The following is a 13,632-nucleotide window of genomic DNA, read 5'->3' on the forward strand; positions in this document are numbered from 1 at the left end:
GGGGCCGCGCGAGGGGTCCAGGAACGGGAAGCCGCCGCTGTCGTGTACCGAGCGGACCCGCCCCGGCGGGGGTCCAACAGCATCGTCATGCCTCGATCCTTCGTCGCCGAGGCTGCCAAAGACCTGATCACGTGACGAGCGGCCGCGGTGCACTCGCGCGGACGGTCCGGAGTGAGGGCAAGGTCACCCGAGCGACGCGAAGATGTCGTCGAGCAGCGGGGTGGTGGGGGTGCGCCCGACCTCGCGGAACCACTCGCGGCCGAGCACCCGGCCGCGCACCGGCCAGGGCAGGCGGAGCAGCAGCGCCACGGTCCGGGCGCCGCCGTCGCCGGTCGCCTGGGAGGCGTGGGCCCGCAGCGATCGACGCTTGGCGTCGAGGACCCGGCGCACGTCGACCCGGTGGGTGAGCTCGGCCCGATCGGTGAAGGCGCCGCTCAGGTCCGGCAGCTGGGGCAGCGGCAGCACCCAGGCGAGGCGCCGCAGCCAGCCGACCGCGGTGAGCAGCAGTCCCCGGTCCAGCGTCGCCTCGAGCACGACCGGAGTGCCGGCGAGGGCCGCCGCCCGCAGGCCCACCCGGTGGACCTGGACGTGGTCGGGGTGTCCGTAGCCGCCGTTGGCGTCGTAGACGGTCAGCACGTCGGCGCCCTCCTCCCGCAGGATCCGGGCGAGCGCCTCCGCCGCGACGTCGACGTCGACGGTGCTGAAGGGCTCGCGGTCGGGCCGGACGGGCGTCGGCTCGGTGCCGGTCGACCAGCCGGAGTCGGCGTACCCCAGCACCTCCACGCGCGCAGCGCCGATCGCGCCGGCGGAGGCGGCCAGCTCCGCGCGCCGGGTCTCGCCCAGCGAGCAGCGGGCCTCGCCCGGCAGGTCGGCGAGCCCGGCCTCGCCGAGCGTCGCGACCACCAGCACCACTCGGTGCCCGTCCGCGGCGGCCCGGGCCAGGGTGCCGCCGGTGAGGAGCGCCTCGTCGTCGGGGTGTGCGTGGAAGGACACCACCGTGAAGCGGCGGGCCCGGCCGCTCACCGCTCGACCCCGACGGGCAGCCGGGGTGACCCGGCACGATCCAGGTGCGGTGCGCGGGCCTGGTCCGCGGCGCGCGCGTAGAGCTCCACGGTCCGTCCGGCCGCGGTCTCCCACCCGACGTCGGGCACCACGGTGCGGTTGTACGCCGCCATCGCAGCCCGCCGCCCGGGGTCGGTGAGCAGGTCGGCCATGGCCGTGACCATCGCACCGTCGTCGGGAGCCAGCAGGCCCTCGATCCCGGAGGTGATGAACTCGCCCACGCCGCTGCGGCTGCTGGCGACGACCGGCACCCCGGCGCATCGGGCCTCGAGGGCCGCGATGCCGAAGGACTCGAGCTCCGCGGGCGCCACGAAGAGGTCCGCGCGGGCGAGGGCGTGCCTGATCGTGGCACGGTCCACGCGGCCCGGGAGGTCGACCCAGCCCGCCATCCGGTGCCGGTGCAGGTAGCCCTCGAGGCGGGGCCGTTGCGGTCCGTCGCCGATGAGCACGGCCCGGAAGGGCACCTCGTCGCCGACCCGCCGGTGCAGGTCGCGCAGCATCCGGGCCAGCGGCAGCGGCCGCTTGGTGCGCGTCAGCCTGCCGACGGCGAGGATGGTCGGGACGTCGGTCTCGACCGGCTCGACCCGCCAGGCCAGCGGGTCCACGGCGTTGGGCAGCACATCGACCGGGATGTCGGGGCCGAGCATGGTCCGCAGCGGCTCGGCAGCCCGGTCGCTGACGGCCGACCAGTGGATCGGCCACTCCCGCAGCCGCATCACCGCGCGGGCGATGCCCGGCAACGGCCCCAGGCCGGACCACATCGAGTGGATCGTCACCAGGGTGGGCAGCCCGAGGCGGGCGGCACGCCAGGCGGCCAGCGTGGCGAAGGGGGAGTAGACCGAGACGTGGACGTGCACGACGTCGGGCGCCACCTGCTCCAGCATCCGGACCAGGTCGACCTCCGCGTCGAGCCACCGGGTGGCCCGAGGGCCGTTGCCGCCGAACCGGCGCACCCACCCGGGATCCTCCGTGGTCCCGTCCGGGGCGGTCGTGGTGACGACGAGCGCGTCGTGGCCGCTCGCCCGCTGGTGGCGAGCGAGGTCGTGGACGTGCATCTCGATCCCGCCGAGGCGAGGCAGGTAGCAGTCGGTGACGTGCACGATGCGGGTCATGCCGCCTCCTCCTCGCCGGACAGCGGCTCAGGCGTGGGTTCGGGCTGCGCGCCGCGGCGGAGCCACAGCCACGCGGCGAGTGACACCCCGCCGACAGGGATCTCGAGGCCGAACGTGAACAGGCGGTAGAGCAGCACTCCCGAGACCACGGCGACCGGCTCGCCGCCGAGGGCGACCAGCAGGCCCGCGAGACCCACCTCGACCAGACCCGCACCACCGGGGGTCAGCCCCGCCAGGGTCAGCAGTCGCTCGGCCGCGAACCCGATGAGGACGGCCTGCAGCGGCAGGCCGGCACCGGCGGCGTGCAGGCACCCCCACAGGAGGACCGCCAGGGTGGCCGTGTAGGTCAGCATCCCGGTGGTCAGCCGCGGCCAGCGGGACCGGACCAGGCTCGAGCAGTCCGTGCGGAGGCGGAGCAGCCAGGCGCCGATCGCCACCTCACGCTCGGCCCGGGCCGCGCGCACGACCTGGCGCCCGACGGCATCGAGGGCCGCACCGACGCGGGCGGTCGCCCGCCCACTGAGAGCGACCGCGGCCACGAGTCCCAGCAGGGTGGCCCCGCTGACCGTCGCGACCAGCGCGGCGCCGGCGTACCGCCCGATGATCTGTGACCCGGTCAGGAACAGCACCGGGAGGGCGACCAGGGGGAGGGCGAGCTTGACCAGGACGTCCCAGATGTTCGTGATGACGGTGTACGTCGCGAACGCGGCGCGATCGTGTCCCCAGACTCGGATCATGCGGTAGTTCAGCGCGACCCCGGCGGCTCCGCCGAGGGGGAGCACGTTGGCGATCGCGCTCCCGGTGAGGCTGAGCGTGAGCGCGCGTCGGTGGCTCAGGCCGGGCAGCGCGGCGGTGAGGGTGATCGTGTGCAGGAGCAGCCCGCGGCCCACAGCAGGGCGAGCAGACCGAGCTCCCAGTAGGGGACCTGTTGCAGCTGGAGCCCGATCTGCAGCCACGGGGCCCCGGAGACGCTCGGCAGCGCGACGACGAAGAGCGCGACGACGACTGCTGCGATCGTCAGGGTACGAGCGGTCGCCCAAGCCGGCCGTCGCGGCGATGCCGCCGGCGGCATCGCCGTGGTCGTCATGTCTCCATGGTCCGGCGCATTTCCTGCAAGCAACCTGACCACGTGGCTGCTCTCCGTCACCGCGACCTCCCGATTCCCATCCTCACACCGTGCTCCAAGGGCGGGCCGACCACGGACGGTGCATCATCGGGGCCATGACGAGATCGCGCCGCAGCGTGGGTCACAGCATGGTGGCGCTGCTGTGCGCCCTGGTGGCCCTCCTGCTGGTGCTCCCCGGCTGCACGGCCCAGCGCTCGCCGTCGTCGGGGGAGAGCCACGCGCCGTCACCCTCGGACCCGGGGTCCCGCGGCCCGTCCTCGTCGTCGTCCTCCTCAACCTCGGCCCCGACCGACCCGCGGGTGGCCGCCGCGCACGTCCCGCGCCGGTTCCGGCACCTGCTGCCGGGGATGCCGCCGGTGGTCGACGACAACGTCTACTCGCGCACCCGCCCCCAGGACGTCAGGCCGCGCCTGCGGCACGAGCCGCAGCTGGTCTACGTTCCCGACTCCATGCCGTCGGGGAGCACCGTCACGGTGATCTCGCAGCGCACCCACCGGGTGGTCCGCACGCTCCACACCGGGTTTCTCTCGCAGCACGTGGTGCCGTCGTACGACCTGCGGCACCTCTACACGAACTCCAGCGAGTCCGACGAGCTCGTGCAGATCGACCCGCACACCGGGCGGGTGACCCGGCACATCCCGGTGCCGCGCCCGTACAACCTCTACTTCACCCCCGACGGGCGCCAGGCGGTGGTGATGGTGGAGGAGCACGACGTGATCCGGTTCGCCGACCCCACCACGTTCCGCAAGCGCGCCGACGTCCACGTGCCGCGCTGCCGCGGCCCCAACCACGCCGACTTCTCCGCCAACGGCCGGTTCATGGTCATCTCGTGCGAGTTCTCGGGCGTGCTCGTCAAGGTGGGCACGCTCAGCCACCGGGTGCTCGGGGTGCTGCCCCTGGGGGCGGGGAGCATGCCGCAGGACGTCCGCCTCTCGCCGGACGGCCGGACGTTCTACGTCGCCGACATGGCCACCGACCAGGTGCGGTTGATCAGTGCCTCGAGCTTCCGCCAGGTCGGCCGGATCCAGACCCCGAGCGGCCCGCACGGGCTCTACCCGAGCAGGGACGGTCGCCGGCTCTACGTCTCCGACCGCGGGGCGGGGGAGGTGTCGGTGGTGTCGTTCCGGACCCATCGGATCGTCGACACCTGGACCATCCCCGGGGGCGGCAGCCCCGACATGGGCGGGGTGTCGGCGGACGGCAAGGTGCTCTGGCTCTCCGGCCGCTACGACGCCGAGGTCTACGCCTTCGACACCCGCACCGGTCGGCTGATCGCCCGCATCCCGGTCCCGGGCAGCCCGCACGGGCTCTGCGTGTGGCCACAGCCCGGTCGCTACTCGCTCGGCCACACCGGGAACATGCGGTGACCGCCCGCGCCGCAGCGCTCGCCGGCCTGGCTGCCCTGGTGCTGGCGTCCGGTTGCTCCGGCGGCTCGTCGACGGCTCCGACCGCGGGTACGACGAGCACCGGCGACTCCTCCGCCACGCCCGGACCGACCACCAGCCACACCACCGGTGTGCCGAGCCCCGGGCAGGCCCACCGCGGATCACCTCGCGGGTGCTCGGCTGGCACCTGCCGGGCGCCTTGAGCAGGGGCGTGGCCATGGTCGACGGGCCCCGGATCGTGCTCGCCGGTGGGCTCGAGCCGGGGGACCACTCCAGCGACCAGGTGCTGTCGATCGACCCGCAGCGGGGGGTGGTGGGCACGCCCGGGCACCTCGCCGTGCCCCTGCACGACTCGGCCGGTGCCGTCCTTGCCGGTCGGCCGACGGTGATCGGCGGGGGCGGTGCCAGCGAGCTCTCCGACGTCCAGAGCGCCGACCGCCACGGACGCTGGCACGTGACCGGCCACCTCCCGGGTGCCCGCTCGGACCTCGCGGTCGTGCCGGCCGGCGGACGCGGGCTCGTGATCGGTGGCTACGACGGGGTCGCGACACCTGCGTCGATCCTGGCCACGACCGACGGCCGGAGCTTCCACCGAGTCGCGTCGCTGCCGTACGGCCTGCGCTACAGCGGCGTCGCACGAGCGGACGGGCACGTGTGGATCCTCGGGGGCGAGGTCGACGGCCGGGAGCTCGGCGAGGTGCTGAGGTTCGACCCGCGGTCCGGACAGGTCCGGAGGGTCGGCCGGATGCCGCGGGCACTCGGGCACGAGGCGGTCGTGCCGGTCGGGCACCGGCTCCTGGTCCTGGGCGGCCGGACCGCGCCCGAGGAGACCACCGCCCAGATGTGGTGGTACTCCCTGCGGACCGGCGCGTGGACCCGGGCCGGCAGGCTGCCCTATCCCGTGGCCGACGCGTCCTGGGTGGCCGACGGCGCCGCGGCGTACCTCCTCGGCGGGGAGACGCCCGACTTCACCGACCGCGTCACCCGGGTGGGCTGGAGGCGCTAGGTCCGCCCTGCGTCAGGACCGTTCGGTGGCGGTGGTCGGGAACTCCGCCCACACCACCTTGCCCTCGGGCCGCAGGTCGTGGCCCCACTGCTGGGCGAGCGCCTGGACGATCGAGATGCCCCGTCCCGAGACGTCCTCGTGGGAGGCCAGCTGCTGCGCGGCGCTGCCGGGGTGGCCGTCCTCGATGGAGATCCGGACGATCCCCGCCGTCCTGATGACCGAGGCGTGGAAGGGGGAGTCAGCATGGTTGATCGCGTTGGTGGCCAGCTCGGAGGTGACCAGGACGGCGTCCGGGACCAGCCGGTCCTCACCCCACGCACGCAGGGTCTTGCTGACGAACCGCCGCAGCGCCGGGACGGCCCTCGGGACCGGGAGGAACGCCCAGGACGTCTGCTCGGGCCACGGGTCATCACCCGCGGTCGCCGTCAGGTGGTAGCTCGTGGGAGGCAGCACGTCGGAGTGCAGGTCGCAGACCTGTCCGACGGTCGTCAGGCTGGCGGGGTCGAGCACGGAGTGCGGGTAGGCGCACAACAGGGTGAACTCACGCTCGGCGGCCAGCCCGTTCCACCACTCCTCGAGAGTCAGGGCCGCCGCGACGTTGCCCTCGTCCCAGAGCAGCGCCACCATCTCGCCGAAGATCCGGACGCGGGGGGAGCCCTGCTGCACCTCGTCGAGGACGCCGAGGATCTGCGCCCGGAAACTCTGGAAGTCGGGGACGCCCGACACCATGAAGCCGGCGAGGGTCTCCGCCGCATCGAGCGTCGTGAGGCGGCCCTCCGAGCGCATCGCCTCGGCGTCCCGCCCCAGGTCGGCGAGCGCTCCGTCGAGGGCCAGGAGGTGGTCGGCGGTCGCCACGACGAGGACCGGCTCCCGGAGCTTCAGGCCGTCGTCGACGTAGGATGCCAGCACCCTGACAGCATCCTCGTCCCGATCGTGGAAGCTCACCGCGTGGTGGAGCGGCGCCCCGGATCCCCGTTTGCTCTGCACCCCTCGAAAGTACGCCGAGGGCGCCTTCGGAGTCGTCATCAATAAGGCCCGACATGGGCACGCGTACCCAAAAAGGCGCATGCCTTGTTGACCCATTCGGGCCGTTGACCGGGGACCTAGGTCCCTGTCTACGCTGCTGTGGCACCGGTCACCATGCTCGAGGGAGGCCTGATGAGCAACCGGAAGACGTCCGTCGACGTGGCGCGCGCCCGCCGCCGTTCGGACCGCGGCACTGGAGCGGCAACCGGCGTGGTGGACCTGCACCGCCAGCTGCTGGACATCGCCTTCGACCTGTCCGTCGAGTTCGACACGCTGCCCGCCGGTTCGGTGCTCCGCTGCTTCGCTCGATCCGTCCACCTGGCCCGGTTGAAGGGGGCGGAGGGTCCTCGGCTTCCCGTGGAGGCCCGGCGGATCGCCGAGCTGAGCCTGCGCAGCCGGGCGGCCAAGAGCACCCGTCGTCGTCGCGCCCCGCAGGCGCTGCGCGCGACCGCCTGAGCCCGAGTCCTGGTCGGGCGTCGTCAGCGGTGCCCGGCGACCGCGTGCGGCACGTAGCCGGCGCCCAGCTCCTCGACCTCGTCCGCGGAGAGCTCCAGGTCGACCGCCGCGACGGCGTCGGTGAGGTGCTGCGGCTTGGTCACGCCGACGATCGGAGAGGTCACCACGGGCTGCGCGAGCAGCCAGGCAAGGGCGACCTGCGCCCGTGACACCCCGCGCCGCTCGGCGACCGCCCCCACGGTGTCCACGATCGCCTTGTCCTCCTCGCGGTAGAGCGAGGCGCCGAACTCGTCGGTCTCGGTGCGGGCCGTCGTCGCGTTCCACTCGCGCGTGAGCCGGCCGCGGGCCAGCGGGCTCCACGGGATCACCCCGACGCCCTGGTCGGCGCAGAGCGGGAGCATCTCGCGCTCCTCCTCGCGGTAGAGCAGGTTGTAGTGGTCCTGCATCGAGACGAACTTCGTCCACCCGTGCAGCTCCGCCGTGTGCTGGGCCTTCGCGAACTGCCAGGCGTACATCGACGACGCCCCCAGGTAGCGCGCCTTGCCCGCGCGCACGACGTCGTGCAGCGCCTCCATCGTCTCCTCGATCGGGGTGTGGGGGTCCCAGCGATGGATCTGGTAGAGATCCACGTAGTCGGTGCCCAGCCGGGTCAGGCTCGCGTCGATCTCGTGCATGATCGCCTTGCGGGACAGTCCGGCGCCGTTCGGCCCCGGACGCATCCGGCCGTGGACCTTGGTCGCGATCACGACGTCCTCGCGCGCGGTCAGGTCGCGCAACGCGCTGCCGGTGATCTCCTCGCTGCTGCCCCCGGAGTAGACGTTGGCGGTGTCGAAGACGTTGATCCCCGCCTCGAGCGCGTCCTTGATGATCGACCGTCCGGCCGAGCCGTCGAGGACCCACGGGTGGCCGCCGCGTGCCGGGTCACCCCAGCTCATGCAGCCCAGGGTCACGACCGACACGTCGAGTCCGGTGTTGCCGAGCTTGCGGTAGCGCATGTGTCTCTCCTCGGGTCGGCGGTGGCCGCGGCGGGCGTACGGTCGAGGCGTGCAACGAGCCAGCCGTCGCCGTGCCTACTTCGTGCTGATGGGCACCTGCGTCGTCCTGATCGTGCTGGCGTGGAACGTCGTCCGGCTGTGGTCGACCACGGCGGCCGTCGTGATGAGCGTCGTCGCAGCCGTGCTGCCGCCCGTCGCGGTGATGGTCGGCAACCTCGGCGCGCTCGACGACTCCGACCCCGAGGGCCGGGACGAGTCGCGCCGAGGTTGACGCACGGTGCCAGCGGTCAGTTGGACGGCTGGGGCACCTTCACGTTGCAGTCGACCTTCGGGTTGGCGCCGACGTAGTTGAGCGGACCGGCCACGACGGTGAGCACGGTGTCACCCGTCGTCTTGCAGTTGACGTCCCGGTCGTTGCCGAAATACCCGCGCTGGTAGGCCGCGAGCGCCCCGATCACCAGCCAGGCGATGACGATGATGCCGATCAAGCTCTTCATGGACGCTCCTTGTCGATTCCCCCGGTTGACGCTGTGTCGAGCGCTTCATACCCGCGATCCCGGCCGCCCAATCACCGGGCCGCCTCAGGAGCCGGCAGGACCGTCCGTGGAGCGTCCCGTTCCGGAGTACGACGCCTGGTAGGCCAGCAGCGCCGTCCGGCCCTGCGCCAGGGCGCGCTCGAGCCGGTCGACGAGGTCTGGGACGTCGGCCGTGGCGCCGTCATCGAGCGCCACCTCGATCTGCTGGGCGACCCGTCCCGCCTCGGTGACGCCCAGGTTGAGGGCACCGCCGGCCAGCTTGTGGGACACCTGCCGGAGGCTCTCGGTGTCGCCGCTGCGGCACCCCTCCCGGATCGTGTCCATCGTGGCGGGCGTGTTGGCGACGAAGCGACCGATGGCCCGGTCGAGGTACGTCGTGTCCCCGGGGTCGAGGTCTCGCAGCTCGTCGAGGCGCCGGGTGTCGAGGCCATCGACGGGACGAGACCTGGCCGTCGCAGAGGTCTCCGGAGTCCCGTTGGCGTCCGCGGTGCCCTGGCCGCCGGTGTGCCTGTCGCCGGGAGAGCCCGCGACCCAGCGGCTCAGGGCCTGGCCCAGTGCGGTGGGATCCACGGGCTTGGTCAGGAAGTCGTCCATCCCGGCTGCCAGGCAGCGCTCCCGCTCGCCCTCGACCGCGGCGGCGGTCATCGCGATCACCGGGATCCGCCCCGTCGACTCGCGTGCCCGGATCTCCCGCGTCGCGGTGTAGCCGTCCATCCGGGGCATCTGCACGTCCATCAGCACCGCGTCGAAGTCGCCGCCGGCGATCGCCTCGAGGGCGTCGACCCCGTCGTCGGCGGTCCGCGCCTCGTAGCCCAGCGACTCGAGCATGCCCGTGGCGACCATCTGGTTGACCGGGTTGTCCTCGACCACGAGGATCCGGTGCCGCTCGCTCGCGACGTGGTCGGTCCGGGCGCTGCCGGCCGGGCTCGGGACGACGCCGGCGAGGTGCCGGAGCAGCGCGTCGCGCAAGGTGCTCGCCGGCACCGGCTTCGCGAGCAGGTCGGCGACCCGGGCGGCGTGCACCCGGTCGGGGTCGGGCACGGACCGCGAGGTGAGCATGATGAGCACGACGTCGTCGTACGCCGGGTCGCGGCGCAGGTCCTCGGCCAGGTCGAGGCCGTCGCGCCGGGGCATCATCAGGTCGAGCAGCACCGCCTCGAAGGGGTCGCCGGCGGCAGCCGCCTCGGTCAGCGCCGCCAGGGCGTCGTCCACACCCGACACGCTGGCCGACCGGACGTTCCACCCGCACAGCTGCTCCTCGAGGATCAGCCGGTTGTGCTCGTTGTCGTCGACGACCAGCACCCGTCGGTCGCCCAACCGGCCGCGCGCGTGCTCGTCCTCCTTGTCGACCCGGGACCCCGAGGGCGCCTCGAAGCGGGCGGTGAACCAGAAGATGCTGCCGCCCGCCGGGTTGGGCTCGAGCCCGATCTCCCCGCCGAGCGCCTCGACGATCTCGCGGGAGATGGCGAGCCCCAGGCCGGTCCCCCCGTACATCCGGGTGGTCGAGGCGTCCGCCTGGGTGAAGGGGTCGAAGAGCCCCGCGACGTCGGTCTCGCGGACGCCCACACCGGTGTCGGAGACCTCGACCCGCAGCAGCGCCCGCCCGTCCGGCTCGACCTCCGCGGTGGCTCGCACGATCACCTCGCCGCGCTCGGTGAACTTCACCGCGTTGGAGCCGAGGTTGGTGAGGACCTGGGCCAACCGGGTGGGGTCGCCGCGCACCACCTCGGGCACGTCGGGGTGGCAGGAGACCAGCAGCTCGAGGCCCTTGGCCCGGGCGGTCTCGGCCAGCAGGCTCAGCACCTGGTCGAAGACCGGCCGGATCTCGAAGTCGAGCCGCTCCAGCTGCAGCTTGCCCGCCTCGATCTTGGAGAAGTCGAGGACGTCGTTGATGACGCCGAGCAGCGCACGGCTGGCGACCTGGACCCCGGACGCGAGCCGCACCTGGTCGGGGTCGAGGCGGGTGCGCAGCAGCAGGTCGTTGAGGCCGATGACGCCGTTGAGGGGGGTGCGGATCTCGTGGCTCATGGTGGCCAGGAACTCGGACTTCTGGCGGGATGCCTCCATCGCCGCGTCCCGGGCGGTGGCCAGCGTCCGCTCGGCCCGCTCGCGCTCCGCGACGCGGCCGAGCTGGACGGCCACCTGCTCGACCATGGCCGTGATCATCTGGTGGCGGTAGAGCGGCGGGTCCGATGCGATGGTGACGACGGCACACACCTCGTCGGCGTCCGAGACGCAGAACGCGATCGTCAGCATGGCGTCGTCCCAGACCGAGCGCCGCTCGCGGAAGGCCCGGTTGGCCAGGTCGAGCTCGGCCCGGGACACCTCCGGATCGGCGGCGTCGGACTCCCGGTCCTCGTCATGGATGTAGAGCGGTACGACGCCGTGCCCGTCGGCGGCGGGGACGAACGCGCGGCCGCGCCGCCAGTCGTCGTGCAGCAGCACGAGGGACTTGGCCTGGCTGAGCACGTCCTCGAGCGTCCGCGCCTCGTTCGCGGCGGTGGCCACGGCCTGCATCAGCGCGTTCTGCGAGACCGAGTCCTCCAGCGCCATCTCGGCGAGCTTGGTCTCGGTGACGTCCTGGTGGGTGCCGGACATGCGGACGACACGGCCGGCGGCGTCGCGGTGGGACTCGCCGCGTCCGCGGGTCCACACCCATCCGTCGTTCGCGTCCTGGACCCGCGCGACGAAGACGAAGTGCGAGGCGTCGCGCAGGGCGGTCCGCACGGCCTCGTCCACCGTGGCCCGGTCGTCGGGGTGCACGATGCCGAGGAAGTCGGCGTAGGTGGCGGGGAAGGAGTCCGGGTCGAGCCCGTAGAGGGCGTAGAGCCCCTCGGAGCCGGTGATCTCGTCGCGCTCGACGTCCCACTCCCAGCTGCCGATCCGGGCGATCCGCTGGGCCTCGGCGAGCCGGCGCTGGCTGGCGGTCAGGCTCTCGACGACGGACCGACGGTCGGAGAAGTCGGCCAGGCGGTGGATGATCCCCGTGATGCTGCCGTCCGGCCCGTGCAAGGCGCTCTCCCGGACCAGCACCCACAGCGCCGATCCGTCGCGGCGCACGAACTTGCACTCGACGTCACCGGGGTTGAGCCGCCCTCGGCGGAGGTCCTCGAGGTGGGCAGCGAACTGCTCGCGACCCTGCTCGTCCAGGGAGTCGAACACCGTGAGGTCAAGGAGGTCGGCGGCCTCGGCGCCGAACATGCGGGCCAGGGCGGGGTTCGCGTAGAGGGTGCGCCCCTCGAGGTCGAACACCCAGACGCCGTCGGGTGACGTCTCGACGACGTCCCGGTACAGCGCGGCCAAGTCCATGCAGTCCTCCGGGGGCAACGATAAGGGGCTGCGGCTGCCCGGCGCCGGGGAACCAGGCGTCGGGGCGGCGCGTCGGGGCGGCACGTCCGGGCGGCGCGTCGGGCGGCCCTTCGGCGGGGTCGGCTCAGGCCTCCCCGTCGATGAGGTACTTCCCGTCCTGGTAGACCAGCTGCAGGCTCACGTCGTCGCGCGCCCGGCTGCCGTCCTGGCGCGTGTACTCCACCGCGTACCCGACCGTCAGGTCGTCGGGGTTCGTGCCCGAGAACGACAGCACCTCGGCGGAGCGGATCGTGTCCCAGAAGCCCCGGTAGCCGCTCAGCCCCCCGCTCGCCTGCTGGAAGCCCGGCGTGAGCATGGCGTAGGCGGCGTCGGGGTTGCTGGTGACCGTGGCCAGGTAGTTCCGGATGAAGTTCTCCATGCCGGCCGTGGTCGGCTGGCTGACCTGCTGGGTCGGCGTGGGCGAGCTGCTGCCGCCCGTGGAGCGCGGCGAGACGGGCCCCGCCGTGGGGCTCTTCGAGTCGCTGCCCCCGGACACCACGGCCCAGAGCACGAGCCCCAGCACCAGCAGCACCGCGAGGCCGGCCAGCACCGGCACCAGCAGGCCGGCCCGGCGGCGGCTCACCGGCGTGGGCTCGGGGGCCGGTTGCGCGAGCGGTTCGGACACCGGGGAGGTGGTCGGTTCCGCTACGGCGGGCTGCCCTGCCGTGGCCAGGATCTGCGTCCGGGTCGGGTCGTCGTCGCCGATCGATGCGACGCTCGGCACGAGGGGTGGCACCGCCGGGCCGGACTTCAGGAAGTCACGCACGTGGGCCATCGACCACCGCTGCGCAGGGTCGCGGGTCATCGTCGCCTCGAGCAGGGGGCTCAGCCAGCCCGCGTCCGCCAAGCGCGGCGGGTCCTCGTGGACGATCTTGTAGAGCGTGCCCATCAGGTTCTCGCCGGCGTCGTACGGCGGCTTGCCCGCGAGCGCGTGGAAGAGGGTGGCCCCGAGGGACCAGACGTCACTGGCGTCGGTGGCCATCTGGCCGGAGGCGACCTCGGGTGCGAGGTAGGCGGGCGAGCCGGTCACCAGGCCGGTCTGGGTCAGAGAGGCGTCCGCCTCGGCGCGGGCGATGCCGAAGTCGGACAGCTTCACCTGCCCGTGGCGGGTGACCAGGATGTTCGACGGCTTGACGTCGCGGTGCACGATCCCGGCCGCGTGGGCCGCGGCCAGCGCGTCCGCCGCCTGGGCGAGGAACGGCGCGGCCGCGTCCGGGGAGAGGGGGCCCCGGTCCCTCACGAGCTGCGCGAGGGTGACGTTCTCGACGTACTCCATGACGAGCCACTGCTGCTCGTCCTCGAGGACCAGGTCGAAGACCGCGACGACGTGAGGGTGGTTGAGCCGGGCGGCCAGACGCGCCTCGCGCTCGGCACGCTCGAGGTCGGGGCCGTGGGCACCCGGCGTCATGCCGATCCGCTTGAGCGCGACGGCACGGCCGAGCACCTCGTCGCGCCCGAGCCACACGGCACCCATGCCGCCACGGCCGACCTCGCGGTCAAGCGTGTACCTGCCTGCGATCAACGTCGGACCCCTCCCATTGCCGCGCCCCAGACTAGCCACGCCGCAGTGCCGACCCGTC

13 protein-coding genes (1 of these 13 only partly in view) are annotated in these 13,632 nt (G+C 73.2%); 4 read left to right on the forward strand and 9 right to left on the reverse strand.

Translation table 11 applies throughout. The features are described from left to right. Nucleotides 1-183: 183 nt before the first annotated feature. The 4 genes from H0S67_RS04000 to H0S67_RS04015 are packed head-to-tail and all read right to left on the reverse strand — an operon-like array spanning nucleotide 184 to nucleotide 3,261. Nucleotides 184-1,023, reverse strand: coding sequence for a PIG-L family deacetylase (locus tag H0S67_RS04000; RefSeq protein WP_219635462.1), 840 nt, complete (start codon nucleotides 1,021-1,023; stop codon nucleotides 184-186). After that, the gene (locus H0S67_RS04005) at nucleotides 1,020-2,174 is read right to left on the reverse strand and encodes a glycosyltransferase family 4 protein (protein ID WP_180935529.1); all 1,155 of its coding nucleotides are present in this window, start codon (nucleotides 2,172-2,174) and stop codon (nucleotides 1,020-1,022) included. Before H0S67_RS04005 ends, H0S67_RS04000 begins: the two co-directional genes overlap by 4 nt. Next, on the reverse strand, nucleotides 2,171-3,064 hold the full coding sequence (locus H0S67_RS04010; protein ID WP_180935530.1) for a lysylphosphatidylglycerol synthase transmembrane domain-containing protein: 894 nt from the start codon (nucleotides 3,062-3,064) through the stop codon (nucleotides 2,171-2,173). The genes H0S67_RS04005 and H0S67_RS04010 overlap by 4 nt, the downstream gene beginning before the upstream one ends. Next, nucleotides 3,007-3,261, reverse strand: a complete 255-nt coding sequence (locus tag H0S67_RS04015; RefSeq protein WP_180935531.1) for a hypothetical protein — start codon at nucleotides 3,259-3,261, stop codon at nucleotides 3,007-3,009. Before H0S67_RS04015 ends, H0S67_RS04010 begins: the two co-directional genes overlap by 58 nt. Before the next feature lie 134 nt (nucleotides 3,262-3,395). Between H0S67_RS04015 and H0S67_RS04020 the strand changes: the two genes are divergently transcribed. Next, nucleotides 3,396-4,667: a YncE family protein gene (locus tag H0S67_RS04020; protein ID WP_180935532.1), complete on the forward strand. Its 1,272-nt coding sequence runs from the start codon at nucleotides 3,396-3,398 to the stop codon at nucleotides 4,665-4,667. A 235-nt stretch (nucleotides 4,668-4,902) separates the two neighbouring features. Then, a complete protein-coding gene (locus H0S67_RS04025) occupies nucleotides 4,903-5,691 on the forward strand; it encodes a Kelch repeat-containing protein (protein ID WP_180935533.1) in 789 nt (262 codons plus the stop codon). Between the two features lie 12 nt (nucleotides 5,692-5,703). Here the strand turns inward: H0S67_RS04025 and H0S67_RS04030 are convergent, their stop codons facing one another. Further along, nucleotides 5,704-6,774 (reverse strand): MEDS domain-containing protein, encoded by a 1,071-nt coding sequence (locus tag H0S67_RS04030; RefSeq protein ID WP_343050329.1) that lies wholly within the window; start codon nucleotides 6,772-6,774, stop codon nucleotides 5,704-5,706. A 75-nt stretch (nucleotides 6,775-6,849) separates the two neighbouring features. Here H0S67_RS04030 and H0S67_RS04035 point away from each other — a divergent pair, with 75 nt between their 5' ends. After that, nucleotides 6,850-7,173, forward strand: coding sequence for a hypothetical protein (locus H0S67_RS04035; RefSeq protein WP_180935535.1), 324 nt, complete (start codon nucleotides 6,850-6,852; stop codon nucleotides 7,171-7,173). Between the two features lie 23 nt (nucleotides 7,174-7,196). Here the strand turns inward: H0S67_RS04035 and H0S67_RS04040 are convergent, their stop codons facing one another. Next, nucleotides 7,197-8,168 (reverse strand): aldo/keto reductase, encoded by a 972-nt coding sequence (locus H0S67_RS04040; protein ID WP_180935536.1) that lies wholly within the window; start codon nucleotides 8,166-8,168, stop codon nucleotides 7,197-7,199. Between the two features lie 49 nt (nucleotides 8,169-8,217). On the opposite strand from H0S67_RS04040, the gene H0S67_RS04045 reads away from it, so the two are divergent. Continuing rightward, entirely contained in the window at nucleotides 8,218-8,439 is a 222-nt protein-coding gene (locus H0S67_RS04045) for a DUF3099 domain-containing protein (protein ID WP_246355108.1), read from the forward strand. Nucleotides 8,440-8,455: 16 nt separating this feature from the next. On the opposite strand, the gene H0S67_RS04050 is transcribed toward H0S67_RS04045, so the two are convergent. The 3 genes from H0S67_RS04050 to H0S67_RS04060 all read right to left on the reverse strand — a co-directional run. Then, a complete protein-coding gene (locus H0S67_RS04050; RefSeq protein WP_180935538.1) occupies nucleotides 8,456-8,665 on the reverse strand; it encodes a hypothetical protein in 210 nt (69 codons plus the stop codon). 84 nt (nucleotides 8,666-8,749) lie between these two features. Continuing rightward, on the reverse strand, nucleotides 8,750-12,013 hold the full coding sequence (locus H0S67_RS04055; RefSeq protein WP_180935539.1) for a response regulator: 3,264 nt from the start codon (nucleotides 12,011-12,013) through the stop codon (nucleotides 8,750-8,752). A 124-nt stretch (nucleotides 12,014-12,137) separates the two neighbouring features. Next, nucleotides 12,138-13,632 carry the 3' portion of a serine/threonine-protein kinase gene (locus H0S67_RS04060; RefSeq protein ID WP_343050333.1) on the reverse strand. It continues 137 nt past the right edge of the window, so the window shows 1,495 of its 1,632 coding nt (coding positions 138-1,632); its start codon lies beyond the right edge, outside the window; its stop codon occupies nucleotides 12,138-12,140.

The sequence above is a fragment of the Nocardioides ungokensis genome (assembly GCF_013466985.1).
GTDB classification, from domain to species: Bacteria; Actinomycetota; Actinomycetes; order Propionibacteriales; family Nocardioidaceae; genus Nocardioides; species Nocardioides ungokensis.